The sequence below is a fragment of the Faecalibacterium sp. An122 genome, assembly GCF_002160895.1.
GTDB lineage: Bacteria > Bacillota > Clostridia > Oscillospirales > Ruminococcaceae > Faecalibacterium.
This window is the reverse complement of sequence record NZ_NFLL01000003.1, coordinates 34,090-59,636: the sequence shown is the minus strand read 5'-3', so window position 1 is coordinate 59,636 and position 25,547 is coordinate 34,090. Positions and strand designations below refer to the sequence as shown.

The 25,547-nt window shown below is 63.4% G+C and carries 26 protein-coding genes and 1 tRNA gene; 6 read left to right on the top strand and 21 right to left on the bottom strand.

Translation table 11 applies throughout. The features are described from left to right. Positions 1–17: 17 nt before the first annotated feature. From truA to ruvC, 9 genes are all read right to left on the bottom strand, one after another. Positions 18–767, bottom strand: coding sequence for a tRNA pseudouridine(38-40) synthase TruA (truA, locus tag B5E67_RS03630; RefSeq protein WP_087382978.1), 750 nt, complete (start codon positions 765–767; stop codon positions 18–20). Between the two features lie 110 nt (positions 768–877). Further along, positions 878–1,693, bottom strand: coding sequence for an energy-coupling factor transporter transmembrane component T (locus tag B5E67_RS03625; RefSeq protein ID WP_087382975.1), 816 nt, complete (start codon positions 1,691–1,693; stop codon positions 878–880). Beyond that, a complete protein-coding gene (locus tag B5E67_RS03620) occupies positions 1,690–2,613 on the bottom strand; it encodes an energy-coupling factor transporter ATPase (RefSeq protein WP_087246298.1) in 924 nt (307 codons plus the stop codon). The genes B5E67_RS03625 and B5E67_RS03620 overlap by 4 nt, the downstream gene beginning before the upstream one ends. Before the next feature lie 11 nt (positions 2,614–2,624). Next, positions 2,625–3,464 (bottom strand): energy-coupling factor transporter ATPase, encoded by an 840-nt coding sequence (locus B5E67_RS03615; RefSeq protein WP_087246297.1) that lies wholly within the window; start codon positions 3,462–3,464, stop codon positions 2,625–2,627. 86 nt (positions 3,465–3,550) lie between these two features. Continuing rightward, on the bottom strand, positions 3,551–4,429 hold the full coding sequence (locus tag B5E67_RS03610; RefSeq protein WP_087246296.1) for a class I SAM-dependent methyltransferase: 879 nt from the start codon (positions 4,427–4,429) through the stop codon (positions 3,551–3,553). A 37-nt stretch (positions 4,430–4,466) separates the two neighbouring features. Further along, a complete protein-coding gene (gene glmM / locus B5E67_RS03605) occupies positions 4,467–5,822 on the bottom strand; it encodes a phosphoglucosamine mutase (protein WP_087382972.1) in 1,356 nt (451 codons plus the stop codon). A gap of 66 nt (positions 5,823–5,888) precedes the next feature. Then, the gene (gene ruvB, locus B5E67_RS03600) at positions 5,889–6,941 is read right to left on the bottom strand and encodes a Holliday junction branch migration DNA helicase RuvB (protein ID WP_087246294.1); all 1,053 of its coding nucleotides are present in this window, start codon (positions 6,939–6,941) and stop codon (positions 5,889–5,891) included. Positions 6,942–6,944: 3 nt separating this feature from the next. Beyond that, on the bottom strand, positions 6,945–7,553 hold the full coding sequence (gene ruvA, locus B5E67_RS03595) for a Holliday junction branch migration protein RuvA (protein ID WP_087382969.1): 609 nt from the start codon (positions 7,551–7,553) through the stop codon (positions 6,945–6,947). A gap of 32 nt (positions 7,554–7,585) precedes the next feature. Next, on the bottom strand, positions 7,586–8,098 hold the full coding sequence (gene ruvC, locus B5E67_RS03590) for a crossover junction endodeoxyribonuclease RuvC (RefSeq protein ID WP_087246292.1): 513 nt from the start codon (positions 8,096–8,098) through the stop codon (positions 7,586–7,588). Between the two features lie 200 nt (positions 8,099–8,298). On the opposite strand from ruvC, the gene B5E67_RS03585 reads away from it, so the two are divergent. Continuing rightward, a tRNA-Val gene (locus B5E67_RS03585) sits at positions 8,299–8,374 on the top strand. 146 nt (positions 8,375–8,520) lie between these two features. Here B5E67_RS03585 and B5E67_RS03580 read toward each other — a convergent pair. The 3 genes from B5E67_RS03580 to B5E67_RS03570 all read right to left on the bottom strand — a co-directional run bounded on the left by B5E67_RS03580 (position 8,521) and on the right by B5E67_RS03570 (position 11,168). After that, positions 8,521–9,426 carry a DegV family protein gene (locus tag B5E67_RS03580; RefSeq protein WP_087382965.1) on the bottom strand — a complete coding sequence of 302 codons (906 nt, stop codon included), beginning with the start codon at positions 9,424–9,426 and terminating at the stop codon, positions 8,521–8,523. A gap of 17 nt (positions 9,427–9,443) precedes the next feature. Then, positions 9,444–10,736, bottom strand: coding sequence for an adenylosuccinate synthase (locus B5E67_RS03575; protein WP_087246289.1), 1,293 nt, complete (start codon positions 10,734–10,736; stop codon positions 9,444–9,446). A gap of 204 nt (positions 10,737–10,940) precedes the next feature. Next, complete coding sequence (locus B5E67_RS03570; RefSeq protein WP_087246288.1) at positions 10,941–11,168, bottom strand: DUF896 domain-containing protein; 228 nt, start codon at positions 11,166–11,168, stop codon at positions 10,941–10,943. Positions 11,169–11,229: 61 nt separating this feature from the next. On the opposite strand from B5E67_RS03570, the gene B5E67_RS03565 reads away from it, so the two are divergent. After that, the gene (locus B5E67_RS03565; protein ID WP_087382962.1) at positions 11,230–11,853 is read left to right on the top strand and encodes an epoxyqueuosine reductase QueH; all 624 of its coding nucleotides are present in this window, start codon (positions 11,230–11,232) and stop codon (positions 11,851–11,853) included. Positions 11,854–11,857: 4 nt separating this feature from the next. Here B5E67_RS03565 and B5E67_RS03560 read toward each other — a convergent pair whose 3' ends face one another. From B5E67_RS03560 to B5E67_RS03530, 7 genes are all read right to left on the bottom strand, one after another. After that, a complete protein-coding gene (locus tag B5E67_RS03560) occupies positions 11,858–13,006 on the bottom strand; it encodes an MFS transporter (RefSeq protein ID WP_087382959.1) in 1,149 nt (382 codons plus the stop codon). Between the two features lie 94 nt (positions 13,007–13,100). Continuing rightward, entirely contained in the window at positions 13,101–13,901 is an 801-nt protein-coding gene (locus B5E67_RS03555; RefSeq protein ID WP_087382956.1) for an RnfABCDGE type electron transport complex subunit B, read from the bottom strand. Positions 13,902–13,919: 18 nt separating this feature from the next. Next, positions 13,920–14,552 (bottom strand): RnfABCDGE type electron transport complex subunit A, encoded by a 633-nt coding sequence (locus tag B5E67_RS03550; protein ID WP_087382953.1) that lies wholly within the window; start codon positions 14,550–14,552, stop codon positions 13,920–13,922. Then, positions 14,549–15,223, bottom strand: a complete 675-nt coding sequence (locus B5E67_RS03545; RefSeq protein ID WP_087382951.1) for an electron transport complex subunit E — start codon at positions 15,221–15,223, stop codon at positions 14,549–14,551. The genes B5E67_RS03550 and B5E67_RS03545 overlap by 4 nt, the downstream gene beginning before the upstream one ends. 19 nt (positions 15,224–15,242) lie before the next feature. After that, positions 15,243–15,788, bottom strand: coding sequence for an FMN-binding protein (locus B5E67_RS03540; protein ID WP_087382947.1), 546 nt, complete (start codon positions 15,786–15,788; stop codon positions 15,243–15,245). Then, entirely contained in the window at positions 15,785–16,747 is a 963-nt protein-coding gene (locus B5E67_RS03535; RefSeq protein WP_087382944.1) for an RnfABCDGE type electron transport complex subunit D, read from the bottom strand. The genes B5E67_RS03540 and B5E67_RS03535 overlap by 4 nt, the downstream gene beginning before the upstream one ends. A 2-nt stretch (positions 16,748–16,749) precedes the next feature. After that, positions 16,750–18,072 (bottom strand): RnfABCDGE type electron transport complex subunit C, encoded by a 1,323-nt coding sequence (locus tag B5E67_RS03530; protein WP_087246280.1) that lies wholly within the window; start codon positions 18,070–18,072, stop codon positions 16,750–16,752. A 373-nt stretch (positions 18,073–18,445) separates the two neighbouring features. On the opposite strand from B5E67_RS03530, the gene B5E67_RS16025 reads away from it, so the two are divergent. Further along, complete coding sequence (locus B5E67_RS16025) at positions 18,446–18,577, top strand: hypothetical protein (RefSeq protein WP_255396766.1); 132 nt, start codon at positions 18,446–18,448, stop codon at positions 18,575–18,577. 88 nt (positions 18,578–18,665) lie between these two features. Here the strand turns inward: B5E67_RS16025 and B5E67_RS03525 are convergent, their stop codons facing one another. Both B5E67_RS03525 and gltX read right to left on the bottom strand, forming a co-directional pair. Beyond that, positions 18,666–20,954 carry a PP2C family protein-serine/threonine phosphatase gene (locus B5E67_RS03525; RefSeq protein ID WP_087382941.1) on the bottom strand — a complete coding sequence of 763 codons (2,289 nt, stop codon included), beginning with the start codon at positions 20,952–20,954 and terminating at the stop codon, positions 18,666–18,668. A gap of 201 nt (positions 20,955–21,155) precedes the next feature. Next, a complete protein-coding gene (gene gltX / locus B5E67_RS03520) occupies positions 21,156–22,634 on the bottom strand; it encodes a glutamate--tRNA ligase (RefSeq protein WP_087246278.1) in 1,479 nt (492 codons plus the stop codon). A 338-nt stretch (positions 22,635–22,972) separates the two neighbouring features. Here gltX and B5E67_RS03515 point away from each other — a divergent pair, with 338 nt between their 5' ends. The 3 genes from B5E67_RS03515 to B5E67_RS03505 all read left to right on the top strand — a co-directional run bounded on the left by B5E67_RS03515 (position 22,973) and on the right by B5E67_RS03505 (position 25,496). Then, a complete protein-coding gene (locus B5E67_RS03515) occupies positions 22,973–23,836 on the top strand; it encodes a transporter substrate-binding domain-containing protein (RefSeq protein WP_087363719.1) in 864 nt (287 codons plus the stop codon). A 102-nt stretch (positions 23,837–23,938) separates the two neighbouring features. Continuing rightward, positions 23,939–24,763 (top strand): amino acid ABC transporter permease, encoded by an 825-nt coding sequence (locus B5E67_RS03510; protein WP_087382938.1) that lies wholly within the window; start codon positions 23,939–23,941, stop codon positions 24,761–24,763. After that, on the top strand, positions 24,756–25,496 hold the full coding sequence (locus B5E67_RS03505) for an amino acid ABC transporter ATP-binding protein (protein ID WP_087382935.1): 741 nt from the start codon (positions 24,756–24,758) through the stop codon (positions 25,494–25,496). The genes B5E67_RS03510 and B5E67_RS03505 overlap by 8 nt, the downstream gene beginning before the upstream one ends. The last annotated feature ends 51 nt before the right edge of the window (positions 25,497–25,547 follow it).

Genomic DNA, 25,547 nt, shown 5'->3' with positions numbered 1-25,547 from the left:
CTTGCGGCTGTACTCAGTTACAGCACGCCATAATCCACATGGTGCAAAAACAACCCCTTGGCCGGCAGGGTGGGCCCGGCGTTTTTGCGGTCGCGGCTGGCCAGAATGGCCGGCACCGCGTCGGGGTCCATCCGGCCCGCCCCCACCTCGCAGAGGGTGCCGGCCAGAATCCGGACCATATTGTACAGGTAGCCGTCGGCGGTCACCGTGATGCTGACGGTATTCCCCTGCCGGGTCACCTCACAATCGGTGATGGTGCGGACGGTGTCCCCGTGGGCCGCCGCCGAGCTGTGGGCCGCGCACAGGGCCAGAAAATCGTGTTTGCCCACGAAATGGGCCGCCGCCTGCTGCATCCGGCCCTCGTCCAGGCGGCCGGGCATCCGGCAATAGTACCGCTCCTCAAAGGGGGAGTCAATGGGACTGTTGTGGATGCGGTAGAGATAGGTTTTGGTGTGGGCGGCGTACCGGGCGTGGAAGCCGTCCGGCACCTGCCGGGCCTTCAAAACCCGGATATCCCGGGGCAGCCTGGTATTGAGGGCCAGGGGAAATTTTTCGGGCGGGATGCGCACATCCGCCTCAAAGCTGAGGGCGAAGCCCAGCGCATGAACCCCCGCGTCGGTGCGGCTGCACCCCTTGATGTCGGGGCGGAAGCCGATCACCGCCTCCAGTCCGTCCTGAAAGGCAGCCGCCACGCTCTGCCCGTTGGGCTGAACCTGAAAGCCGCAGTATTCGGTGCCGTCAAAGGCCAGTGTCAACAGCCAGGTCACAGGCCGCGCCTCCTTTCAAACTATCACAAATGCGGGGCGAAAAGGGGGAGATTTGCTCCCCCGTCCAAAAACAGGGCCGCCGGGCAGGCCCGGGGCCCCGTAACGCTGCATCAATAGTTGGGGAACACCAGCCGGGAGGCCAGAATCACCCCAAAGCAGACCAGGCAGAACGCCAGGTCCAGATAGTCCTGGCGGCAGCACCGCAGGACCTTCAGACGGGTGCGGCCCTCGCCGCCCCGGTAGCACCGGCACTCCATGGCCATGGCCAGCTCGTCCGCCCGGCGGAAGGCCGAGATGAACAGCGGAATCAGCACCGGCACCAGGGCCTTGACCCGGTCGGTGAGCTTGCCGGTGTCCAGCATGGCACCGCGGGCCTTTTGGGCGTTCATGATCTTGTCGGTCTCCTCAATCAGGGTGGGGATGAACCGCAGAGCAATGCTCATCATCATGGCCAGCTCATGCACCGGGAAGTGCAGTTTGGCCAGGGGCCGCAGCAGGGCCTCGATGGCATCGGTGAGGACGATGGGGCTGGTGGTGTAGGTCAGCAGGCTGGTGCCCGCAATCAGGGCCGCCACCCGGACGCCCATGACGATGGCATAGCGGACGCCCTCGGCGTAGATGGTCAGAAAGCCCATCTGGAACAGCGGGTCCCCCTCGCCGCTGACGAAAAAGACGTTCAGCACGGCGGTGAACAGGATGATGGGCAGGATGGGCTTGAGGCTCCGGCCAATCATCTTGAGGGGGATCTGGGCCACCAGGTACATGGCGGCCAGAAAGACCACCGACAGGGTCAGGCCCAGAGGGTTGGAGGCGGCGAACAGCACCGCAATATAGACGATGGTCAGCACCAGCTTCAGCCGGGGGTCAAAGCGATGAACCGGGCTGTTGCCGGGGAAGTGCTGGCCAATGGTAATATCCCGAATCATTCAGCACAGCCCCCTTTCTCGGCGGCATGAGGTGCGCGGGACAGAGTCAGGCTCTCCCCCGCATCGCGGCGGGCCTTGGCCTCCACAATCTTCTTGACCGCATAGGGAATGGTGTAGACGTCCGCCGGGACGTCAATCCCCATTTCCCGCAGTTTCAGGAAAATCTTGGTGACCTGGGGCACCGACAGGCCCAAAGCCAGCAGTTCCTGCGCCCGGGCAAAGACATTCTCCACCGTGTCGTACATGGCCACATGCTTCTGGGCCATCACCAGCACCTTGTCCGCATAGCGGGCAATATCTTCCATGCTGTGGGACACCAGCAGAACGGTGGTGCCGGTCTTTTTGTGGTAGGCCTTGATGGCCGAGAGGATGGAATCCCGTCCCTCGGGGTCCAGGCCGGCGGCAGGCTCGTCCAGCACCAGGATGCGGGGCTCCATGGCCATGACGCCCGCCACCGCCACCCGGCGCTTCTGGCCGCCCGACAGCTCAAAGGGGCTGCGCTGGAGCAGGGCCTGGTCCAGCCCTACGAATTTGGCGGCCTCCTGCACCCGGCGGTCCACTTCTTTGTCGTCCAGGCCCATGTTTTTGGGACCGAAGGCGATGTCTTTATAGCAGGTCTCCTCAAACAGCTGGTACTCCGGATACTGGAACACCAGGCCGGTGAGGAAACGGAAATCCCGGATTTTGGCGGGGTCCTCCCAGACGTCGCGGCCATCGATGATGATTTTGCCGCTGGTGGGGCGGTTAAGGCCGTTCATGTGGCCGATCAGGGTGCTTTTGCCCGAACCGGTGGCCCCGATGATGCCCACGAAGTCCCCTTCTTCCACCTCGAAGCTGACGTCGTCCAGCGCGGTGACCTCGCCGGGCATCCCCTTGTTGTAGATATAGGAAAGGTGTTCCACCTTGATGATGCTTGCCATATTGCCCTCCCTCACTTCAGCAGCTCGTAGAGAGCCTGTGCACATTCGCCGGGGTCGATGATGCCCTCCGGCATGGGGATGCCGGCCTTCACCAGCTCGTCCCGCAGCTCGGCGGCCTGGGGCACATCCAGGTGCAGAGCCCGGACTTCCTCGGTGCGGCTGAACACCTCTTTGGGGGTGCCCTCCATCACGATGTGGCCGCGGCTCATGACAATGACCCGGTCGGCCTGGGCGGCCTCCTCCATATAGTGGGTGATGGCCACCACGGTGATCCCCATATCCCGGTTCAGCCGGTGGATGGTCTGCATCACCTGTTCCCGGCCCCGGGGGTCCAGCATGGCGGTGGCCTCGTCCAGCACGATGCAGTCGGGGCTCATGGCCACGATGCCCGCAATGGCCACCCGCTGTTTCTGGCCGCCCGACAGGTTGTGGGGGGCCCGGGTGCGCATCTCATAGATGCCGGTCATCTTCATGGCGTCGTCGATGCGGCGGCGCATTTCTTCGGTGGGGACGCCCAGGTTTTCCAGGGCGAAGGCCACGTCCTCCTCCACCACGGTGGCTACAATCTGGTTGTCCGGGTTCTGGAACACCATGCCCACCTTCTGGCGGATGTCGTACAGCTTGTCATCGTCGGCGGTATCCATCCCCTCCACCGTGACCGTGCCGGTCTCGGGCAGAAGAATGGCGTTGAAGTGCTTGGCCAGGGTGGATTTGCCGCAGCCGTTGGCCCCCAGCACCGCCACAAACTCGCCCCGCTTCACAGCGGCGGAAACGCCGTTCAGGGCGTAGCTGGCTCCCTCCGGGTCATACCGGAAGTGCAGGTCCTTGGCCTGCAGAATTGTTTCGTTCATTTGTCCTTCTCTTTTCTGGTGGCACGCCCGTCCGGCCCTTGGCCCCGGGCTGCGCCCCATGCTCAGGTTGGTGTGTTGATTTTCGTTCACAGCGACTCCCAGATCGCGGTGGAGCCGCAGGGCACCACGCCGCCGGTTTCCTTCACCGGCAGGCCGATCTCGTCGCAGCTGGTGGCGCCTCCGAACCGGGGCGTCAGGGTGGTCTTGAGGATATACTCCATCACCGCCGGGGACAGGCCCGCCGTGTAGCTGTTGACCGCAAAGAACAGCGGATGGTCGCTCAGCACGTCGGCGCACTGGCAGATCAGGTCATAGATGCAGTCCTCCAGCTTCCACACCTCGCCGCCGGGGCCCCGGCCATAGCTGGGCGGGTCCATGATGATGGCGTCGTAGGTATTGCCGCGGCGCTTTTCCCGGGCCACGAACTTGCTGCAGTCGTCCACCAGCCACCGGATGGGCCGGTCAGCCAGGCCGCTGGCCACGGCGTTCTCCTTTCCCCACTGGACCATGCCCTTGGATGCGTCCACATGGCAGACCGAGGCCCCCGCCGCAGCGCAGGCCAGGGTGGCGCCGCCGGTGTAGCCGAACAGGTTCAGCACCCGGATGGGGCGGCCGGCAGCCCGGATTTTCTGGTCATACCAGGCCCAGTTCACCGCCTGTTCCGGGAACACGCCGGTGTGCTTGAAACCGGTGGGGCTGACGATCAGGGTCAGCCGCCCGGGGCCCTCCCCGCAGTGAATCTGCCAGCGCTCGGGCAGGGGGCGGCGGTGTTCCCAGCTGCCGCCGCCCTGGTTGGAGCGGTGATAGATGGCGTCGGCCCGGGCCCACAGGGGGCTCTGGGGCGCACTTTTCCAGACCACCTGGGGGTCAGGCCGGACCAGAAGGGCTTCCCCCCACCGCTCCAGCCGGTTGCCCCCGGTGGCGTCCAATAATTCGTAATCCTTCCAGCTGTCGGCTGCTCTCATGGTCTTCCTCTTTCAGAAACGTCTTAAAAACAGGTTGTCACTTTTTCAGAATGCGGCGGTTGATCCGCTCCACAATCCGCTCGGCGCAGGCCCGGATCTCCTCCAGGTTTTCGCCCTCCACCATGACGCGGATTTTGGGCTCGGTGCCCGACACGCGGACCAGAACCCGGCCCATCCCCATCAGCTTCTGCTGCTCGTTCTCGATGAAGCCAGCCAGCACCTCGTCCTCCTTGTAGGCGGCCTTCTGGGCGGCGTTGGCTTCCACGTTGATGAGCACCTGGGGGAACTGGGCATAGATGCCGTTGAGCTCGCTCATCTTCTTGCCGCTCTCGGCCAGCAGGGTCAGCAGCTTGCCGGCGGTCAGCTCGCCGTCGCCGGTGGTGGCGTGATGGAGCAGAATCACATGGCCGCTCTGCTCGCCGCCGATGGCATAGCCGTTCTCCCGCATATTCTCCAGCACGTACCGGTCGCCCACGGCGGTCTTTTCGGTGTGGATGCCCTGGCGCTCCATGAACTTCACAAAGCCCAGGTTGGACATGACCGTCACCACGGCGGTGTCGGCGTCCAGCTTGCCCTTGGCCTTCATCATCATGGACAGCAGGGCGATGATCTTGTCGCCGTCGATCTCCTGGCCCTTTTCGTCGCAGGCCAGGCAGCGGTCGGCGTCGCCGTCAAAGGCGATGCCGCAGTCATAGCCGCCGTCCACCACGGCCTTTTCCAGTTTTTCCAGATGGGTGCTGCCCACCCCGTCGTTGATGTTCTTGCCGTCGGGGGTGACGCCCAGGAAGGTGCACTTGGCGCCCAGACGGGGGAACAGCTTCTGGGCCACCGCAGCGGCGGCGCCGTTGGCGCAGTCGATGCAGACATTCAGGCCGGTCAGATCCCCTTCCACCGACTCATACAAGTGGTCTACATAGTCCCGCAGGCCGTCGGTCCGGAAAGACACCTGGCCCACCCCGGCGCCGGTGGCCAGAGGGATATCTTTGCAGTCGTTGTCGATGTGGGCCTCAATCTGGGCCTCCACCTCGTCGGGCAGCTTGTAGCCGGTGGAGGCAAAGACCTTGATGCCGTTGAATTCCATGGGGTTGTGGGAGGCCGAAATCACCACGCCGGCGTCCGCCTTGTACTTGGTGACCAGGTAGGCCACCGCCGGGGTGGGCAGAACGCCCAGAGCCTCCACGTCGGCGCCCACGCTGCACAGGCCGGCGGTGAGGGCGGCCTCCAGCATATCGCCCGACTGGCGGGTGTCCTTGCCGATCAGGATGCGGGGCTTGCGGCCGGTGCTGTCGGTCAGGACCGCCGCCACGCCGCGGCCCAGCTTCATCGCCAGCTCACAGGTCAGGTCAACGCCGGCAATGCCCCGCACGCCGTCGGTTCCAAAATACTTTCCCATACCATCAGATCCCTTCTTGCAGGCCGCAGAGCGGCACTCTCTATAGACGTTTTTATGCGGCGTTCCTCAGAACATGCTCTGCTGGCCGCCGTCCTCGGCACAGTCGGTCTCGGGGGGACGCATGCCCAGATGCTCATAGGCCAGATGGGTCACGCACCGGCCCCGGGGGGTCCGGGTCAGAAAGCCCATCTGCATCAGATAGGGCTCGCACAAATCCTCCAGGGTGACAGCTTCCTCACCCAGAGCGGCGGCCAGGGTTTCCAGGCCCACCGGCCCGCCGCCGTACATCTCGATGATGGCCCGCAGCAGGCTGCGGTCCAGCTCGTCCAGGCCCAGGGCGTCCACATCCATCCGGCGCAGAGCCATCAGGCAGACGTCCTGATCGATAACGCCGTCCCCCAGCACGGTGGCAAAGTCCCGCACCCGCTTGAGGAAGCGGTTGGCCACGCGGGGGGTGCCCCGGCTGCGCTTGGCCAGCTCATAGGCACCCTCAGGGGTGATGGGCTGGTCCAGAATGCCGGCGCTGCGGCGGATGATCTTGGCCAGCTCGTCGGGGCTGTACAGCTCCAGCTTGAGCAGGACGCCGAACCGGTCCCGCAGGGGGCCGGTCAGCTGGCCGGCCCGGGTGGTGGCGCCCACCAGGGTGAAATGGGGCAGATTGATCCGGATGCTCTGGGCGCTGGGGCCCTTGCCGATGATGATATCCAGGGCGTAGTCCTCCAGGGCCGGATAGAGCACTTCCTCCACCTGGCGGGACAGCCGGTGGATCTCATCAATAAAGAGGACGTCCCCTTCCTGCAGGTTGGTGAGCAGGGCCGCCAGGTCCCCCGGCTTCTCGATGGCGGGGCCGCTGGTGATGCGGATCTGCACCCCCATCTCGTTGGCAATGATGCCGGCCAGGGTGGTTTTGCCCAGGCCCGGCGGGCCGTAGAGCAGCACATGGTCCATGGCCTCGCCCCGGCGGCGGGCGGCCTCCAGGTAGACTTTCAGGTTCTGCTTGACCTTTTCCTGTCCGATGTAGTCCTCCAGATGCTGGGGCCGGAGGTTGTTTTCCTCGCTGTCCGCCGCCGTCAGGCCGGGCTGCATCATTTTTGCGCCATAAAGTGCTTCGTCCTGCATGGATTATCTCCCCCCTGCCATGCCCCGCAGCGCCAGGCGGATGATTTCCTCCACCGGCAGCGCGGGATCAATCTTGGAAATAGCCAGGGCGGCCTCGCTCTGGCTGTAGCCCAGGGACACCAGCGCCGCAATGGCCTGGCTGCCGCTCTGGCCCGACGCGGTGGACGCCACGCCGGACAGGTCTTCCATGGCGGCCGACCCGGCAGCGCCCTTGGCCACCTTGTCTTTCAGTTCCAGCACAATCCGCTGGGCCAGCTTGGGGCCCACGCCGTTGGCGGCCTTGAAGGCCTTGTGGTCCCCTGCCGACACCGCCAGGTACACCCGGTCCGGCTCCATGACGCTCAGGATGGCCAGGCCCACCTTGGGGCCCACCCCCGACACGCCCGTCAGCATCTTGAAGCAGTTCTGCTGTTCCTCGGTGGCAAAGCCATAGAGGCTGATGTCATTTTCGGTGACGTTCAGAACGGTATAGAGGGTGGCCTCCGACCCGGCTCCCGGCATGGCCGCCGCCACATTGGAGGGGCACTGGGCGCAATACCCCACCCCGCCGCAGGAAATGACCACGCTGTCCAGCGTTTTCTTGATGATTTTTCCGCTCAGGCAATAAATCATAGTGTATCCTCAAAACGATCTTTCCGGGCGGCTCAGATGGGCCCGATTCGCCGGGCCGACAGGCGGCTCAGCTGGTTGGCATGGGTATGGCAGAAGGTGATGGCCATGGCCAGTGCGTCGGCGGTGTCGTCGGGCTTGGGGATGGCGGGCAGATGCAGCAGGATGCGGGTCATCTCCTGCACCTGTTTTTTGACCGCCTTGCCGTAGCCGGTGACCGCCTGCTTGACCTGCATGGGGGTATATTCATACACCGGCAGGCCCGCCTGGGCCGCCGCCAGCAGAATCACCCCGCGGGCCTCGGCCACCCCGATGACGGTGGTCTGGTTGTGCTGGTAGAACAGTTTTTCGATGGCCAGCACCTCCGGCTGGGTCCGGTGAATCACATCGCAGACGCCCTCGTACACGTCCCGCAGCCGGCCTTCAAAGGGGCGGCCTGCGTCGGTGGTGACGGCCCCGAAATCCACCGGCGCAAACCGGTTTCCTGTATATTCCACGACGCCCCAGCCCACAATCGCGTAGCCGGGGTCAATGCCCAAAACTCTCACCCTCTGCCTTCTGCCTGCCTTTCCCGTTCCGGCGCATTTTGACCGGAAGTTATACTGTTATAGTATAGCACAGCGGCGCGGGAATGGCAATTAAGGGCGCAGGACTCACAATTTTTTTATTTTTGTCTTTTTCCTCTTGCTTTTTCTTCTGAAATGTGCTATCATAACAAAGCCGCGACAAACGGCACAAAAGAAGAGTTGGACGGTTAGCTCAGCTGGTAGAGCATCTGCTTGACGTGCAGGAGGTCACAGGTTCGAGTCCTGTACCGTCCACCACACCCCGAATGCGAAAGCATTCGGGGTTTTTTGTTGTCCTGAGATTGACCGCATCCTCAGTCTCCCCCATTTCCCTGCACGCAAAAATCCCCCATTCCGCCCTCACAGGCAGAATGGGGGATTTATATTACTTATGGTTCAGGGGATTACTGGATGGGGCTTTTCCACTTGCGCATGACGCCCACCCCCAGGGCATGGGGGCCGGTGTGAACGGCAATGGTAGCGCCAATCTGCAGCATTTCCACATCGCATTCACTGGCGGGGTACTTGGCACGCAGGGCGGCCCGCAGCTGCATCCAGAAGCGGCGGCCTTCGTCCACGTCATAGCCGTAGCCCACCAGGATGCGGTAGTCGTCGGGGTCGGCATTCCGCTCGGCCAGATAGCCCAGCAGCTGCTCGATGGCTTTTTCCATGCTCTTCTGCCGGCCGCGGGCCATGCCGCCCGAGAAGATCTCGCCGTCGGCAAAGTGGATCATGGGCTTGACGTTCAACAGGTTGGCCGCACGGCCCGTCACCTTGCCGATCCGTCCGCCCTTGATGAGGTAGTCCAGATTGCCCACGGTGAAGAAGATCTGGTTGGTGGGGCGGGTGCCGTTGAGCCAGGTGAGGGTCTCGGCCAGGGTGCAGCCCGCAGCCCGCATGGCGGCTGCATTTTCCACAGTGGCCGCCTCGCTGACGGTAGCTGCGCCGGTATCCACCACCTCGATGACTGCATCGGGGTAGTCCTCCAGCACCAGCTCACGGGCGTTGCGGGCGCTGCCCACACCGCCGCTCATCTTGCCGGTAAAGCACAGACAGAGCACATCGCGGCCCTCCTTGGCCTTCTCCCGAAAGACCCGCTCAAAGTCCTCCAGGGAGGGCAGGCTGGTCTTGGGCAGAATGTCGGGCCGGTCCACCATGAACTGGTAGAAATCCCGCACCGCCATTTCCTGGCCCTCTTTCAGATAGGTCTGGCCGTCAATGGACACGTAGAACGGCACCACGGTCAGCCCCAGCTGATGGATCATTTCCTGCGTCAGGTCGCAGGCGCTGTCTGTAATGATATCGAACATGGTTTTCTCCCCGTTTCTCAGGTACGATGGATGTAAGCCTCCCGCTCAGCGCCCACCGAAATATAGGTGATCTTGCAGCCCACGGCCTTTTCCAGATAGAGGATATAGTTCTGTGCCTCAGCGGGCAGGTCTTCCCAGCGGCGGGCGGCGGTGATGTCGCAGTGCCAGCCGGGCAGGTACTCCACCACCGGCTTGGCGGTATCCAGAGCCTTGCCCATGGGGAACCGGGTGGTGGTGGTGCCGTCTTCCAGGGTGTAGGCGGTCACCACGGGCACCTTCTCCATATAGTCCAGCACGTCCAGCAGGGTCAGAGCCACTTCGTCGCAGCCCTGGCAGGACACGCCGTACCGGCTGGCCACCAGGTCGATGGGGCCGACGCGGCGGGGACGGCCGGTGGCTGCGCCATACTCATGGCCGGCCTCACGCAGGAAGTGCTTTTCCTCCTCGGTCATGGCCAGCTCAGCGGTGAAGGGGCCGTCGCCCACGCAGGACGAATAGGCCTTCATGATGCCCACCGAGTGGTCCAGCTTCCGGCCCGGGATGCCTGCGCCGATGGGGGCGTAAGCGCCGATGACGTTGGAAGAGGTGGTGTAGGGGTAAATGCCGAAGTCCACATCCCGCAGAGCGCCCAGCTGAGCCTCAAACAGGATCTTCTTGCCGGCCTGGTCGGCCTCGTCCAGGTAAGCGCCGGCGTCGCAGATGTAGTCCTTGAAGATGGCGGCGTACTTCTCCAGCCAGGCCCACATCTCATCCACGCTGATGGGCTCGGCGTTGTAGCTGCCCTCCATCACCAGGTTCTTGGATTCCACCATGGTGGTCAGGCGCTTGCGGACCGAGTCGTCCAGATGGAGCAGATCCCCCATGCGCAGGGTCTTCTTCATATATTTGTCGCCGTACACATAGGCGATGCCCCGCTTGGTGGAGCCGAACTGTGCGCCGGTCTTGGACAGGCGGGCTTCCTCCAGGCCGTCCTGCAGGACGTGGTAGGGCATGGTGATGGTGGCGCGGTCCGAAATCTTCAGGTTCTCGGGGGAGACGGTAATCCCCTGCTCGCGCAGGCTGGCGATTTCACCATCCAGATGATGCGGGTCGATGACCATGCCATTGCCCATGACGCAGACAATGTTGGGCCGCAGAATGCCCGAGGGCAGCAGGTTCAGGACGAACTTGCCCCGCTCATTTTTGACGGTGTGGCCGGCGTTGTTGCCGCCCTGGTAGCGGACCACGATGTCGTAGTCCTGGCTCAGCAGGTCGACCATGCGGCCTTTGCCCTCGTCGCCCCAGTTGATCCCTGTGATTGCAGTAAGCATAATTGATGACCTCTTTACTGAACTGAAGAACAGCCTTTTCCGTGCACCTTGCCCGGGATACGCTGCCCTGGATCCGGACCGCCTGTCCGGGGTTTCCTCCCCCGGCCTGTGCCGGCGTCCGCCCGCACATTTCTATTATACCATGTATTGCCGTCCAAACAAGTCCCAAATCCGATGGAAACGGTTTTGTTTCGTCCAAAATGTTCAGCTCTTGGGCTGTTTGGGCTTGGGGCTGCGGGCCAGGCGATGACGGGTGCCGTCCGGCTCCTGGATCACGGTATGGTCCAGCTGATCCCGGAAGGACCGGCGCACCTCCTCCAGATACTCCTGCCGGAGGGCCTGCTGTTCGGCCTTTTCGGCGGGGGTCAGGCCCTCAGGGGTTTTGCTCTTGCGGGCCAGCTCGTTGATGCGGGCGATTTTTTCCTGTGTCATGGTGTTCTCCTTTTGCGCTGGACCAGCGCTTGTGCTATACTCTGCTGTGAGAGGTGATACTATGCCGAATGTTCCCAACTATTCCCGGGAAATGGACGCCGTGCTCCGCGGCCTCAACGGCCAGCGGCCCCGGCTGCTGCTTCACGCCTGCTGCGGGCCCTGTTCCAGCGCGGTATTGGAGCAGCTGTCCCAGTATTTTGAGATAACCATTCTGTACTATAACCCCAACATCTGGCCGGCGGAGGAATACCACCGCCGGGAGGAGGAGCTGGAGCGGTTTGTGGCCCAGGCGCACCCCCTGGGTGTGACAGTGGTGGAGGACCGGTACGATCCCCAGGAGTTCTACGACGCCGCCCGGGGCCTGGAAGACGAGCCCGAACGGGGCCAGCGGTGCACCGCCTGCTACCGGCTGCGGATGCGCCGGGCCGCCCAGTACGCCGCCGAACACGGCTTCGACTGGTTTACCACCACCCTGTCCATCAGCCCCCACAAGGACGCCGTCCGCATCAACCAGATCGGCCAGGAGCTGGCCGCCGAGTTCGGCGTCCCTCACCTGCCCTCGGATTTCAAGAAGAAAAACGGGTATCTCCGTTCCCTCCAGCTGTCGGCGGAGTATGGGCTGTACCGGCAGGACTACTGCGGCTGTGTGTTCAGCGCCCGGCCCCGCGGCCAGGAAGAGGGCTGAGCGCTCAGACCGCTTCCTCCTCGGGCAGGCGGGCCACCAGAACCGCAAAGGCCAGCATGCCCAGGCAGGGCACAATGTTGGAGGCCATGCCTGCGGTCAGGCTCACCGCCTCGGCCACCATGCCGATGATCCAGGGCATGACGATGGCGCCCAGGCTGGCTGCCGGCAGCAGAATGGCGATGCTGGTGACCGAGGTCATCCGGCCGGCGGCTGCCACGGCGGTGGGGTTCATGCCCGCCATGGCGAAGGCGAACAGGAACAGCAGAACGATGGCCGGGGTCTGGCTGCGGGCCAGCATCAGGCCGATGTAGGCCACCAGGCAGCCTGCGCCCATCCCCACCATGGCGCGGCGGGGATTCTTAAAGGGAAAGACAAAGGCAATCAGCAGCCGCCCGATCAGGGTGGCGCCCCACATGACGGTGACGGTGTAGGTGCTGAGCATCCCCGCAATGATGCCGCTGTCCTTGAAATAGGTGACCATCCAGCCGGTGACGCTGGTTTCGGTGGCGTTCTGGCAGAAGATCAGGCCGGTGAGCAGCCAGAAACGGCGGCTGCGCAAAAAGCTCCAGTCGATCTTTCCCCCGGCCTTTTTGCCGCCCTGACCCATGGGAGTGAGGGCAAAGGCCAGCCACAGGGCTGCGCCCAGCAGGGCCAGCAGGAACAGCGGGGCCTTGGCCCCGGCCCGGCCGGCCGCCGCAATCACAAAAGGACACAGCAGTGCGCCGCAGGCATAGCAGCTGTGCATCAGGTTCATGCCCCGGGTCCGGTCGGGACTGCTGTCCCCCACCAGGATGGTGCAGGTGTTGATGACCTGGCCCTTGGCGGCGCCCACCAGGAAAAAGCCCAGGCCCAGCAGAGCCACCGCCCCGGTAAAGCCCATCAGGCTGTAGCCCACCAGGTATCCCAGGGACAGCAGCAGGACGCTGCGCTTCATGCCGCCCAGCATCCCGGGCAGAATCCCCGACAGAAAGCCCGCCACCAGGTTGCCAATGTTCATCAGGCTCAGCAGGGTGCCGGTGATGCCGTAGGCGAAGCCGTACTGCTCCTGCAGCAGGCTCACCACCACGCCGCTGGAGATGGCGCAGATCCCGCTGAAGAAAAAGGCTGTAAATCCCGCGTTCCGCCGCCGGGCCAAGATCTGTTGTTCATCCATACCGTTTCTTCCTCACTGAAAAGCCCCCGCAAGGGCCGGCATGACCGGGTGTCCTGCGGGGGTGTTGTTGTTTGTATCGAGCCCGGAGACCGCCTTAGCCGTTCTTCTTGAGCGGGTAGGTGATGATCTTCTTGGGGCACTTGGCGACACAGGTGCCGCAGCCGGTGCACTTGTCGTAGTCGATGCGGGCCAGGTTGTCGGTGACGTGGATGGCGTCCGACGGGCAGTTGCGCTGGCACATGCCGCAGGCGATGCAGGCGGTGGCGCAGGCTTTCATGGCCACCGGGCCGCGGTCGCAGTTGGAGCACATGACCACCGGCTTCTCGGGGCCGGCCGTCTGGATCATGATGACGTGCTTGGGGCAGACGGCAGCGCAGGCGCCGCAGCCGGTGCACTTGTCCTGATCCACCACAGCCACACCGTTGACGATGTGGATGGCGTCGAACTTACAGGCCTTGACGCAGTCGCCCAGGCCGGTGCAGGCAAAGGAGCAGTCCTTGGGACCGCCGTACAGGGCAGCGGCAGCGGCGCAGCTCTGAATACCCTTGTACTCATAGCTGGGCTTGCAGTTGTCCTTGTTGCCCTGGCACTGGACCACGGCCTTCTTGGCCACGGCAGACACCTGGGTGCCCATGATCTTGCCGATTTCGGCGGCAGCCTTGGGGCCGCCGGGAGCGCACTTGTCGCAGGGCTCGCCGTTCAGGACGATGGCCTTGGCGTAGTCGGCGCAGCCCGCGTAGCCGCAGCCGCCGCAGTTGGCGCCGGCCAGGCAGCCGGTGACCTGCTCAATGCGGGGATCTTCCTCCACTGCCATAAACTTGGATGCGGCCACCAGAATGATGGCGCCCAGGGCACCCACGACGGTACAGAGGATAACAGCCATTACGATGTTCATCTTCCGTTTCCCCCTCCCTTACAGCGTGACGTTAAACAGGTTCTCGACGATGCCGCCGAAGCCCATGAAGGACAGGCTGGTGATGGCCGCTGCAATCAGGGTGATGGGCAGGCCCTTCATAGGGCCGGGCGCGTCGCAGACTTCCACCCGCTTGCGCACGCAGCTGAACATACACATGGCCAGCATGAAGCCGACGCCCGCGCCCACGGCGCAGACCAGCGACTCGATGTAGGCCCAGCCGAAGCCCAGAGCAGCCACATCCGCGCCGTAGTCGTCCACGACCAGGATGGCCACGCCCAGCACGCAGCAGTTGGTGGTGATCAGGGGCAGGTAGACGCCCAGGGCGTTGTACAGCGAGACCATATACTTTTTCAGGAAGATCTCGATGAACTGCACCAGCACCGCGATGACCAGAATGAACACGATGGTTTGCAGATAACCCAGCCCGGCCGGGTCAAGGACATAGATCTGGATGGGGAAGGTGACGGCCGTCGCCATGAACATGACGAAGATGACGGCGCCCGACATGCCCAGCGCAGAGTCCAGCTTTTTGGACACGCCCAGGAAGGGGCAGATGCCCAGAAACTTCACCAGCACGTAGTTGTTGACAAGGATCATGCTGAAGAAGATGGCCGCAAGTTTGACGATCATTTGTTATCCTCTCCTTCCTGCAGGTCCTTGATCGGTTGGCAGCCGATCTTGCGCTCAATGCGGGCGTCCAGCTTTTCTTCCACCCAGATGCACAGGCCCATCAGCAGGCCGAAGCAGAGGAAGGCGCCGGGAGACTGGGTCATGATGCCGATGGGCACATAGCCCTCGGGCATGATCTGGAAGCCCATCCAGGTGCCATTGCCCAGAATCTCGCGGATGGTAGACATCAGCAGCAGGGTCAGGGTGTAGCCGATGCCCATGCCGACGCCGTCGATGGCGGAGTCAACGACGGTGTTCTTGCAGGCAAACATCTCGGCGCGGCCCAGAATGATGCAGTTGACGACGATCAGGGGGATGAACACGCCCATGGCATCGTACAAGCTCTGGGTAAAGGCCTGCATCACCATCTGCACGATGGTGACGAAGCTGGCGATGACAACGATGTAGCAGGGCAGGTGGACCTTGGCGGGGATGATCTTGCGCAGCATCGCGATGATGATGTTGGACATCACCAGCACGAAGGTGAAGGCCGCGCCCATGCCGAACGCGTTGGAGACCGAGGTGGTCAGCGCCAGGGCCGAGCAGGTACCCAGCACCAGGCGGAGAACCGGGTTCTCCTTGATGATACCATTGGTAAGGATGCTTACCTTGGAGACTTTTTCTTGTGCCATTGTATTGATTCAGCCTCCTTTATGCGAGCTCGTTGTAGCAGTTGATGCAGTCGTTGATGGCGGCGAAGAGGGCGTCGGTCGAGTAGGTCGCGCCGGTCACGGCGTCGTAGCCCTGGCCCTTGGCGATGTTCTCGCCGGCGGTCAGTCCGTCGAACTGGGCCAGATAGTCGGGCAGCGCCACATTGGTGCCGATGCCGCTGGTCTGGCTCGAAGCGTCGACGTGGATGCCGGTCATGGTGCCGGCGGTGTCAAAGCCGATGATGACGTTGACCATGCCGCCGTTGTAGCCGCTCTCGGACGCCTGCATGGCGATGGAGCCGTCGGGCGCGCGGACCGCGCCGGTGATGCCGGCGGTGGTGTAGTCGGTGATCTCTTCCAGCTCGGTGGCGTCCGAAACGGTGGGCAGCACCTCGACGTAAGCCACCAGGGTGGCGGCCTTCTCGTTTGCCTCGATGACCGGCGCGGTGACCGAGTTGACCAGCGCCAGCATCAGGCTTGCCACCAGCGAGCAGATGGTCAGCACAAGAATGGGTTTGGTGGTACTTTCCCATGTAGCTTTACTCATTTGGAGGCGCCCTCCTTTCCTGCCTTTTTCGCCGGCTTCACATAGCCGTAGGGAGTCTGACGGGTTGCGTCATTGATGAAGGGAACCCACAGGTTCATGAACAGCAGTGCGAAGGACACGCCCTCGGTGTAGCTGCCCCAGTAGCGGATGGCAAAGGTGACGATGCCCAGGCAGACGCCGTAGATCAGCTTGCCCTTCAGGGTGAAGGGGCTGGTGACGTAGTCGGTGGCCATAAAGACGGCGCCGAACAGCAGACCGCCGGACAGGACCTCCACCAGGCTCTCATGGACGCTGCCGGTGGCGATCATATAGAAGACAAAGACGCTGCCCACATAGGTCAGAGGGATGGAGGGGCTGATGGTCTTGGTGACCACCAGGTAGACAAAGCCCAGCAGGATAGCCAGGGCGCAGGTCTCGCCCAGGACGCCGCCATGGATGCCCATGAACAGGTCCAGCAGGTTCAGACGGCCGGGGTCAGCCACCTGCAGCGGGGTGGCGCTGGCCAGCTGGTCCACCGCCGCGTCGGGGAAGACCCAGGCGTTCATCTCGGAGGCAAAGCTGACGAACAGAACAATGCGGCCCACCAGGGCGGGGTTGGCAAAGTTCATGCCGATGCCGCCGAACAGCTGCTTGGTGACGATGATGGCCGCCACGCAGCCGACCGCGATCTGGCCCAGAGGCATCCCGATGGGGACGTTCATGGCCAGGATGATGCCGGTGACGACGGCGGACAGATCGCCGACGGGGGTGGGCTTTTTGAGCAGCTTGCAGTACAGCCACTCCAGGGCCACGCAGACCACCACCGAGAAGGCGGTGACCAGCAGAGCCCGCAGGCCAAAGATGACCGCCGAAGCGACCACCACCGGGCACAGGGCGACGATGACGTTGGCCATCAGGCCCCGGGTGGTCTCATCCGACCGGACGTGCGGGGAGGCCGAAACAATAAGCTTGGTGTCCATGATTACTTATTGCCTCCTTTTTTGATTTGATCGAGGTAGTAGGCCTTGGCCAGACCCATCATCTGGGTGCAGGGGCGCTTGGCCGGGCACACGAAGGTGCAGGAGCCGCAGTTGAAGCAGTAGTCCACGTGCAGCTTGCCCAGCTCCTCCACGTCGCGGGCGGCGTAAGCTCCATTGACTTCCACCGGGGCCAGGCCCATGGGGCAGTACTCAATGCAGCGGCCGCAGCGGATGCAGGGCTCGGCAGCGGGCGGCGTGGCGGCGGCCTTGCTCAGCAGGATCAGGCCCGAGCAGGTCTTGGTGGTGGGATAGCTCAGATCCTCCACGGCGGGGCCCATCATGGCGCCGCCTGCCACCACCTTGCCCAGGGTGACGTCCGGCTTGAGGCCGGCTGCGTTGACGATATCCTGGTAGGACGCGCCCACCGGGACAATCATGTTCTGGGGCTGGGCGCAGGCGTCGCCGTCCACGGTGACCACCCGCTCCACCACCGGCATACCGGTGGCCAGGTACTTGCCCAGCATGCTGACCGAGGTCACGTTCATGACGATGGCGCCGGCGTCGGCGGGCAGGCCGCCGTGGGGCACTTCGCGGCCCAGGCACTTCTCGATCAGGATCAGCTCTGCGCCGGTGCCGTAGACACTGGGCAGCGGCTTGACGTCGATGTTGGCGATGTCCTTGGTCTTCTGGCACAGCAGGTCGATGCACTCGGGCTTATTCTTCTCGATGCCGATGATGCAGCGCGGAATGCCAGTGTACTGGAGCACTGCCTGGATGCCGCGGACGATGTCGTCCGGGCAGGTGAGCATCTCCTGGGTGTCGCTGGTCAGCCAGACCTCGCACTCCGAGGCGTTGATCAGCAGGGTATCCACCGGGCTCTTGGGCTGGAGCTTGACGTCGGTCGGGAAACCGGCGCCGCCCAGGCCCACCAGGCCGCTGGCCCGCACGGCTGCCAGGAAGCTGGCCTTGTCGGTGACGACAGGCGGCTGGACCGACGGGTCCACCGTCTGCTTGCCGTCGGTCTCGATGACCACCGAATCACACAGCTTGCCGTTGGACAGGCGGTAGGGCTCCACCGCTTTGACCGTGCCCGAAACGCTGGAGTGGATGTTGGCCGACACAAAACCGCCGGCCTCACCGATCAGCGTGCCAACACAGACCGCATCGCCCTTCTTGACCGTGGCTTTCGCCGGGGCACCGATATGCTGGCTCATCAGGATGCGCACCTGCGCGGGCAGGGGCATCGGGACAGGCTTGCTTGCAGCGGTTGCTTTGTCATGCGGCGTATGCGCGCCAAGCGCCGCACGTTTCAGCTTGTTCAACATGAACTATACAATCCCCCATTCTGCTTATTGCCGCAGGGCCCTGTCCCAAAAGGGCGCAGTTGTCCCGCGGCTGCTGCTTGACATATTTTTATTGTATCATTTCCCCGGTTTAAGTCAACGCCCAACCGGTCAAAAATTTGATGAAAGAAAAATTTTTTCGCTGTTCGCAGCATTCTGCATGGATATTCCGCATGAATTTTGGTCAATTTTCTCTTTTTCACCCGGCGGCGATTTCCTGATTCTTCCGGCGGTCCGGGTTTGCCAACCGCCGCCGAGTATGCTATACTATAACTATCTTACACCACGCTCCGTGAGGAACGCAGGGCGGGCCGATTTTGCCGCCGCCCGCCTACCACCATAAGGAGGTCCAGACATGAAAGTTCTCAAAGCAATGCTCGTTTTCTTCACTGCTCTTGCCGTCGCAGCAACGGCGCTGCTGCTCTTCTGCCAGGCCAAAAATGCTCCCCACTATATCCGCATCTACGGCGGCGAGGATGAAAACTGACAAAAAATGCACCAAGGGCCTGCCGCGGCAAAGCGGCAGGCCCTTTTCTTGTTTTCCGGCGCCGCCCTCCCCTGCGGCCATGCGTGATTCAATAGCGTTCCAGCCGCAGGACGGCGGCGGTGATGTCGTCGGTGCGGCTGTCCTGGCTGGCCCGGGTCCGGGCGGTCTCCACCAGCGTCTGGGCGATCTGTTCGGGGCTGTCCCCTGCAGCCGCCGACAGTTCCAGCTGTTTGAGCACCCAGCCCGGGCCGTCCACCAGCAGGCCATCCGACACCAGCACCGCCACGTCTCCGGCCGCCAGCCGCACCATCCGGCTCTGGCCGTTGACGCCGCCCAGCACCCCCACCGGGAGGCCCGCCTCCCCTACCGTCCGGGCCTGGCCCTCATGGACAATGAAGCCGGGGGCCGCGCCGGCCTTGAAGATCCGGGCGGTGCCGGTGTAGAGATCCACGCTCAGCAAATCCAGGGTGGCCCCGCTCTCCTCCTCGCTCTTGAGGGCCAGGGCCACATTCACCAGCCGGGCTGCCAGCTCGGCGGTGAACCCCGCCCGCAGCAGCCGTCCCGTCAGGTCGGCGGCCAGATTCCCGTCCACGGCGGCGGGGCGCCCGGTGCCCATTCCGTCGCAGAGGATCATCTGGGCCGCGGTGGGGCTGCAAAACTGCTGCACGGCGTCCCCCGACACGTCCCCCTGGGCGGCGGCCCCCGCCCAGCCGAACACTGCCCGCAGCAGGGGCTTTTCGGTAAAGAGAAGAGTGGTGACCCCCTTGCAGCTCAACTTCTGGGGTGTCTCAAAGCTGCGGCGGCAGAGTTTGCCCACCTCCCCCGCCAGAGCAGACAGTTCTCCCTGACTGAACCGGGCCCGGGGCAGGGTCACCGCCGCCCGGGTGCGGCCCAGATCGTCCAGAGTGACGGCGCATTCCAGGGGCGGCATCCCCAGCGAGGAGAAAAACGCCGCCACCCGGCCCGATTTATAGGGCTCGGGGCTGCCCGGGCTACCAATCTGATCTCCCAGGGCACTGAGGGCCTGGGCCACGGCGCTGTATTGTTCGGTGAGGGCCGTCCGCATGGCCTCGGCATGGACCCGGGCCTCCTGCCGGCTCTTGTAGAGGGCAAAGGATCGGGTCACCGTCCCCGACAGGGCCGCCGGGTGGACGCAACGGGCCAGCTGGCCCGGCAGGTCCTGGGCCTCCACCTGTTGTTTTTCTTCCAGGATGGGCCGCAGCGCCTCAAAGCCCTCCATGGTGACGGTATATTCCTCCTTCCAGCAGGCCTCCTTCCGGCCGCAGTTGGCACAGAGGGCGTCATGGGTGTTGTCCACCACCCACCGCCAGCCCTCCTGGCGGCGGGGCAATCCTTCATAGACCCGGTTGACGGTGTCCGCCAGGGAGGACAGGCTCTCGGCGGCTGCGTTCAGCCGGGTGGCTGCCGCCGACAGCTGGGGCCCTTCGGCCCGCTCGGCGGGGTCATGGGCCAGACTGGGGTCCCGCATCAGAAGCCGCCGGGGCAGGACCAGACAGGCCCCGGCCCCCGCCCCCAGGGCCGCCAGATATCCAAAGGCCATTCCGGGCGGCTGGACCGCCAGAATGCCCAACAGCGCCCCGCCCCCATAAAAGGCCATACAGACCAGTTTGTCCCCCTGGGCCAGCAGGCCCAGAGCGGTACCGCAGCACAGGCCCACCGCGCTGCAGGCCAGGGCGCTGTCGGCGCAGACCAGACCGGCAGCCGCCACCGCCGCGCTGCTGAGAGCAGGCTGGATTTTTCCACGGCAGGCCAGCACCAATGTGTAAAACATGGCGGCAGTCAGCCCCAGATTCACCATTCCCAGGCTGAGAGGGCCCAGGGCCGCTGCCCCGCACAGCACCAGCATCAGCCGGCCTGCCCCCGGTTTTTCGGCGGGCCACCGCCGCAGGATAAAGCCAATCCCGGCGGCCAGCACCGCCTCCGCCCCCGAGAACAGCAGCCCGTCCCCGCCGATGTACATTCGGAAACAGAAGGCGCTGCCCAGCAACAACACGCATCCCGCCGCGGCCGCCGGCAGATACCGCCGGGGCCAGAGCCACCGGGCCACCACGGCGCCGCCCACCGCACAGATGAGGCAGACCGTCCGCACCCCCTGTCCCCGCAGCAGCAGGGCCAGCACCGCCCCGGCCCCGCAGGCCGCAAAGCAGTCCTCCCCCAGCCCCAGCACCAGGCCCAGGGCAAAGGGGCTCAGCTGCCCATACAGCATGGCCCAGCCCCCGGCCAGCCCCGCCAGCAGCCCATAGAGCTGCCGCAGCACCGCCCCGATCTGTCCGCGGCGCGTCAGCGCTGCGCCGTCCTGTTCCCGCACCGGCAGCGGCGTGCTGGCCGGACCAAAACCCACAAAACTCTTTTCCATATGTAACGCCCCCTGTAAAAATCATGCATTCCAAAGCTGCTCTGTGCATATACTCTAACAGGGCCGCGCCGCGCTTTTTGCCGCATCCGGCAACAATGACCCAAACAGGCAAAAGAATATAAAAAGGTCCCTGCACCGCCGTTTTGGGCCATGCAGGGACCTTTTTGGCTTGGATTTTTTCTCTTGTCCGGCTTTGAGCGGTTATTCGTCCGCCTTCGCCTGCAGACGCTGGATGGCCAGACGCAGGCGCTCCACCGTCTTTTCCCGGCCCATCATGCAGGCCAGGTCCACGCCGCCGCCCGGGGTCCGCTGTTTGCCCGACAGGGCGATGCCCAGGGGATACAGCAGCCAGCCGTTCTTCTTCTCCATCCGCTCGGCCAGGGCCTTGCAGGCGTCAAACAGGCCGTCGCGGTCGTTGTAGTCGGTGCCTTCGTCCGACAGCAGCAGTTCCAGAGCGGTCAGGGCTTCCAGAGCCGAGGCCGGGGTGGTCTTCTGCTTCTTGTTGGTGTACAGGCTCAGGTCATAGTCGGGCAGGGCGTCGAAGAAGTCCACCTGCTCGGGGATGTCGCTGAGCATCTCGCACCGGGGCTGCAGGTTGGCGCACAGCAGCTCCTTGTTCACCGGGCAGTGCACCGCGCTGTCAATCCAGGAGTCGGCCTTGGCCCGGAACTCCTCAGGGCTCAGGCGGCGGATATACTCGGCGTTGATGGCCCGCAGCTTGAGGGGGTCAAAGATGGCCGGAGACTTGGAAATGCCGGCGGGATCCCAGATCTTGACCAGCTCGGGCAGGGTGAAGATCTCCTGCTCGGCGTACTCGCCCTTGGGGCTCCAGCCCAGCAGGCAGATATAGTTCAGGATGGCCTGGGGCAGGCAGCCCTTGGCAATCAGGTCCTGATAGCTGGCGTCGCCGTTGCGCTTGGACAGCTTGTTCTGGGCGTCCTTCATCACCGGCGGGCAGTGGATGTAGGCGGGAATCTCCCAGCCAAAGGCCTCGTACAGCAGGTTATACTTGGGGGTGGAGGACAGGTACTCGCTGCCGCGGATGACGTGGGTAATGCCCATCAGGTGGTCATCCACCACGTTGGCGAAGTTGTAGGTGGGCATGCCGTCGCTCTTGATGAGGATCTGGTCGTCCATCTCGCAGTTGTTCACCTCAATGTGGCCGTAGACCAGGTCGTCAAAGCCGGTGACGCCGGTGCGGGGGATCTTCTGACGGATGACATAGGGCTCTCCGGCGGCCAGACGGGCCCGCACTTCCTCGGCGGGCAGGTCGCGGCAGCAGCCGTCGTAATGGGTCATCTCGCCCCGGGCCCGCTGCTCGGCGTGGAGGGCGTCCAGACGCTCGTTGGTGCAGAAGCAGTAATAAGCTTTGCCGTCGGCCACCAGCTGTTCGGCATACTGCTTGAACAGGCCCATCCGCTCGCTCTGGACATAGGGGCCCACCGGGCCGCCCACGTCGGGGCCTTCGTCCCACAGCAGGCCCGCCTCACGGCAGGTATTGTAAATCACATCCACGGCACCGTCCACATAGCGCTCCTGGTCGGTGTCCTCAATCCGCAGGATGAAGGTGCCGTCGGTGTGCTTGGCGGTCAGGTAGGCGTACAGAGCAGTGCGCAGATTGCCCACATGCATATACCCGGTGGGCGAAGGGGCAAAACGGGTGCGTACTTTCTTTTCCATGACGATTTCTCCTCTATCATAAAACTGCAAAAAACAGCGTCCTCACAAAAAGACAGTCTTAGTTTACCCGCTTGCAGGGCGTTTGTCAATCGCTGGCAGAGGCTTTCCTATTTTATAATGCTTTCCACTTGACAAATGGCATACATCTGAATACAATAGCATCTGTGAGCCGCATCGGCGCGGCAACGGCATGCGCCGGACGCAGCTTTTTACGCTGATCCCAAACCCCGGTATCCTGCGTGGATGCCGGGTTTTTTGCGGCGGTGGCTCACCGGCCGGACAGGCTCTGCCCGGCCCGACACAAAGAAGGGTTTTTGGGAAAAAGGAGATTCAACCACATGAAAAAGAACAAGATTTTGGCTCTCTGCCTGGCTGTGCTGATGGCAGCCGGCCTGGCAGGCTGCGGCAGTTCCGCAGGCGCATCCGATGTGCCCGACGGCGACGGCGATCCCACCACTCTGACGGTGGCCATGGAGTGCGCTTACGCCCCCTACAACTGGACCCAGAGCGACGACGCCAACGGCGCCGTTCAGATCCGCGATTCCAGCGACTACGCCTATGGCTACGACGTCATGATGGCCAAGAAGATAGCTGAGGCCCTGGGCCAGGACATCAAGATTGTCAAGCTGGACTGGGACAGCCTGATCCCCGCCGTCATGAGCGGTGACGTGGACTGCGTCATCGCCGGCCAGTCCATCACCAGCGAGCGCGCCCAGAAGGTGGACTTCACCGAGCCCTACTACTACGCATCCATCGTCACCCTGACCAAGAAAGACAGCGCCTACGCCTCCGCTACCTGCGTGGATGACCTGGCCAACGCCGTCTGCACCAGCCAGCTGGGCACCATCTGGTACGACATCTGCCTGCCCCAGATCCCCGGCGCAGAGATCCTGCCCGCTCAGGAGACGGCTCCCTCCATGCTGGTGGCCCTGAACAGCGGCGCCTGCGACATCGTGGTCACCGACCGTCCCACCGCCCAGGCTGCCCTGGTGGCCTATCCCGACTTCACCCTGCTGGACTTCGGCGGCGGCGAGGGCGACTTTGAGGTCAGCGAGGAAGAGATCAACATCGGCATCTCCCTGAAGAAGGGCAACACCGCCCTCAAGGACGCCATCAACGAGGTGCTGTCCACCATGACTGCGGACGACTACAACGCCATGATGGATGAGGCCATCAAGGCCCAGCCCCTGAGCAACCAGTAAACCCACACAACCACACAGTTTTCGTGCCCCGGCCGGGTGTTCTGCCTGGCCGGGGCCGCGGCTGTCTCTGGCTTTTGGCCGGACGTGCAAAGGAGTTTCCCCATGTACACATTTATCAACGAGTGTGCCTCCATCCTGCAGCAGTATGGCATGTCCTACCTGCGGGGCGCAGGCACCACCCTGCTGCTGGCCCTGGTGGGCACCCTGATCGGCTGCCTCATCGGCTTTGCCGTGGGCACCCTCCAGACCATCCCCATCGATCCCAACCGGGACCCGCTGTACAAGCGGATTCCCCTGCGGCTGCTGCGGATTGTGCTGCGGTGCTATGTGGAACTGTTCCGCGGCACCCCCATGATGATCCAGGCGGTCTTCATCTACTACGGCATGATGCAGATTTTCAACGTCCACATGGAGATGTGGACGGCCGGTTTCCTGATTGTCTCCATCAACACCGGCGCCTACATGGCCGAGACGGTCCGCGGCGGCATCGTGTCCATTGACCCCGGCCAGACCGAGGGCGCCATGGCCATCGGCATGACCCACTGGCAGACCATGCTTCACGTCATCATGCCCCAGGCTCTGCGGAACATTGTGCCCCAGATCGGCAACAACTTCATCATCAACATCAAGGACACCTCGGTGCTGTCGGTCATCTCCATCACCGACCTGTTCTTTGTCCACAAGAGCGTGGTGGGCACCCTGTACACCTATTTTGAGAGCGCCACCATCGTGATGCTGATTTACCTGACCATGACCCTGGTGTCCAGCTATCTGCTGCGGCTGTGGGAGAAGAAGCTGGACGGGCCCCAGAACTACGACCTGAACACCACCGACACCCTGGCCTACACCAGCGGGATGTACAACGCCCCCGAGCCCAACCATGCGTCCCAGAATCTTGACATGAAGGAGGGTGCAAGCCATGTCTGAGCCCATCATTGAGGTCCGCCACCTGTCCAAGAGCTTTGGCACCCATGTGGTGCTGCGGGACGTGGATTTCACCGTCAAGCCCGGCGACGTCACCTGCGTCATCGGTGCATCGGGCAGCGGCAAGTCCACCCTGCTGCGCTGCATCAACCTGCTGGAGACGCCCACCAGCGGCTCCATCCTGTTCCACGGCCAGGACATCACCGAAAAGCGGTTTGATCCCTGCGGATACCGTGCCCGTGTGGGGATGGTGTTCCAGAGCTTCAACCTGTTCAACAACATGACGGTTCTGGACAACTGCACCGCCGGCCTGCGGTACGTCCTGCATCAGGACAAGGAGACCGCACGCCGCACCGCCCTGTCCAATCTGGAAAAGGTAGGCATGGCGCCCTACATCAATGCCCGGCCCCGGCAGCTGTCGGGCGGACAGAAGCAGCGCGTTGCCATTGCCCGGGCCCTGTCCATGCAGCCGGAAGTCCTGCTGTTTGACGAGCCCACCAGCGCCCTGGATCCCCAGATGGTGGGTGAGGTTCTGTCGGTCATGCGGAAGCTGGCCGCCGACGGTCTGACCATGATTGTGGTCACCCACGAGATGGCCTTTGCCCGGGACGTTTCCAGCCACGTGGTCTACATGGCCGACGGCGTCATTGCCGAAGAAGGCACGCCCCAGGACATCTTTGATCATCCCCAGAACCCCAAAACCACCGAGTTCCTCACCCGCTTCCTCTCCCGCTAACCCTACTTTTTCGAGAAAAAGTAGGCAAAAAGCTTTTTACTGGGTACCATA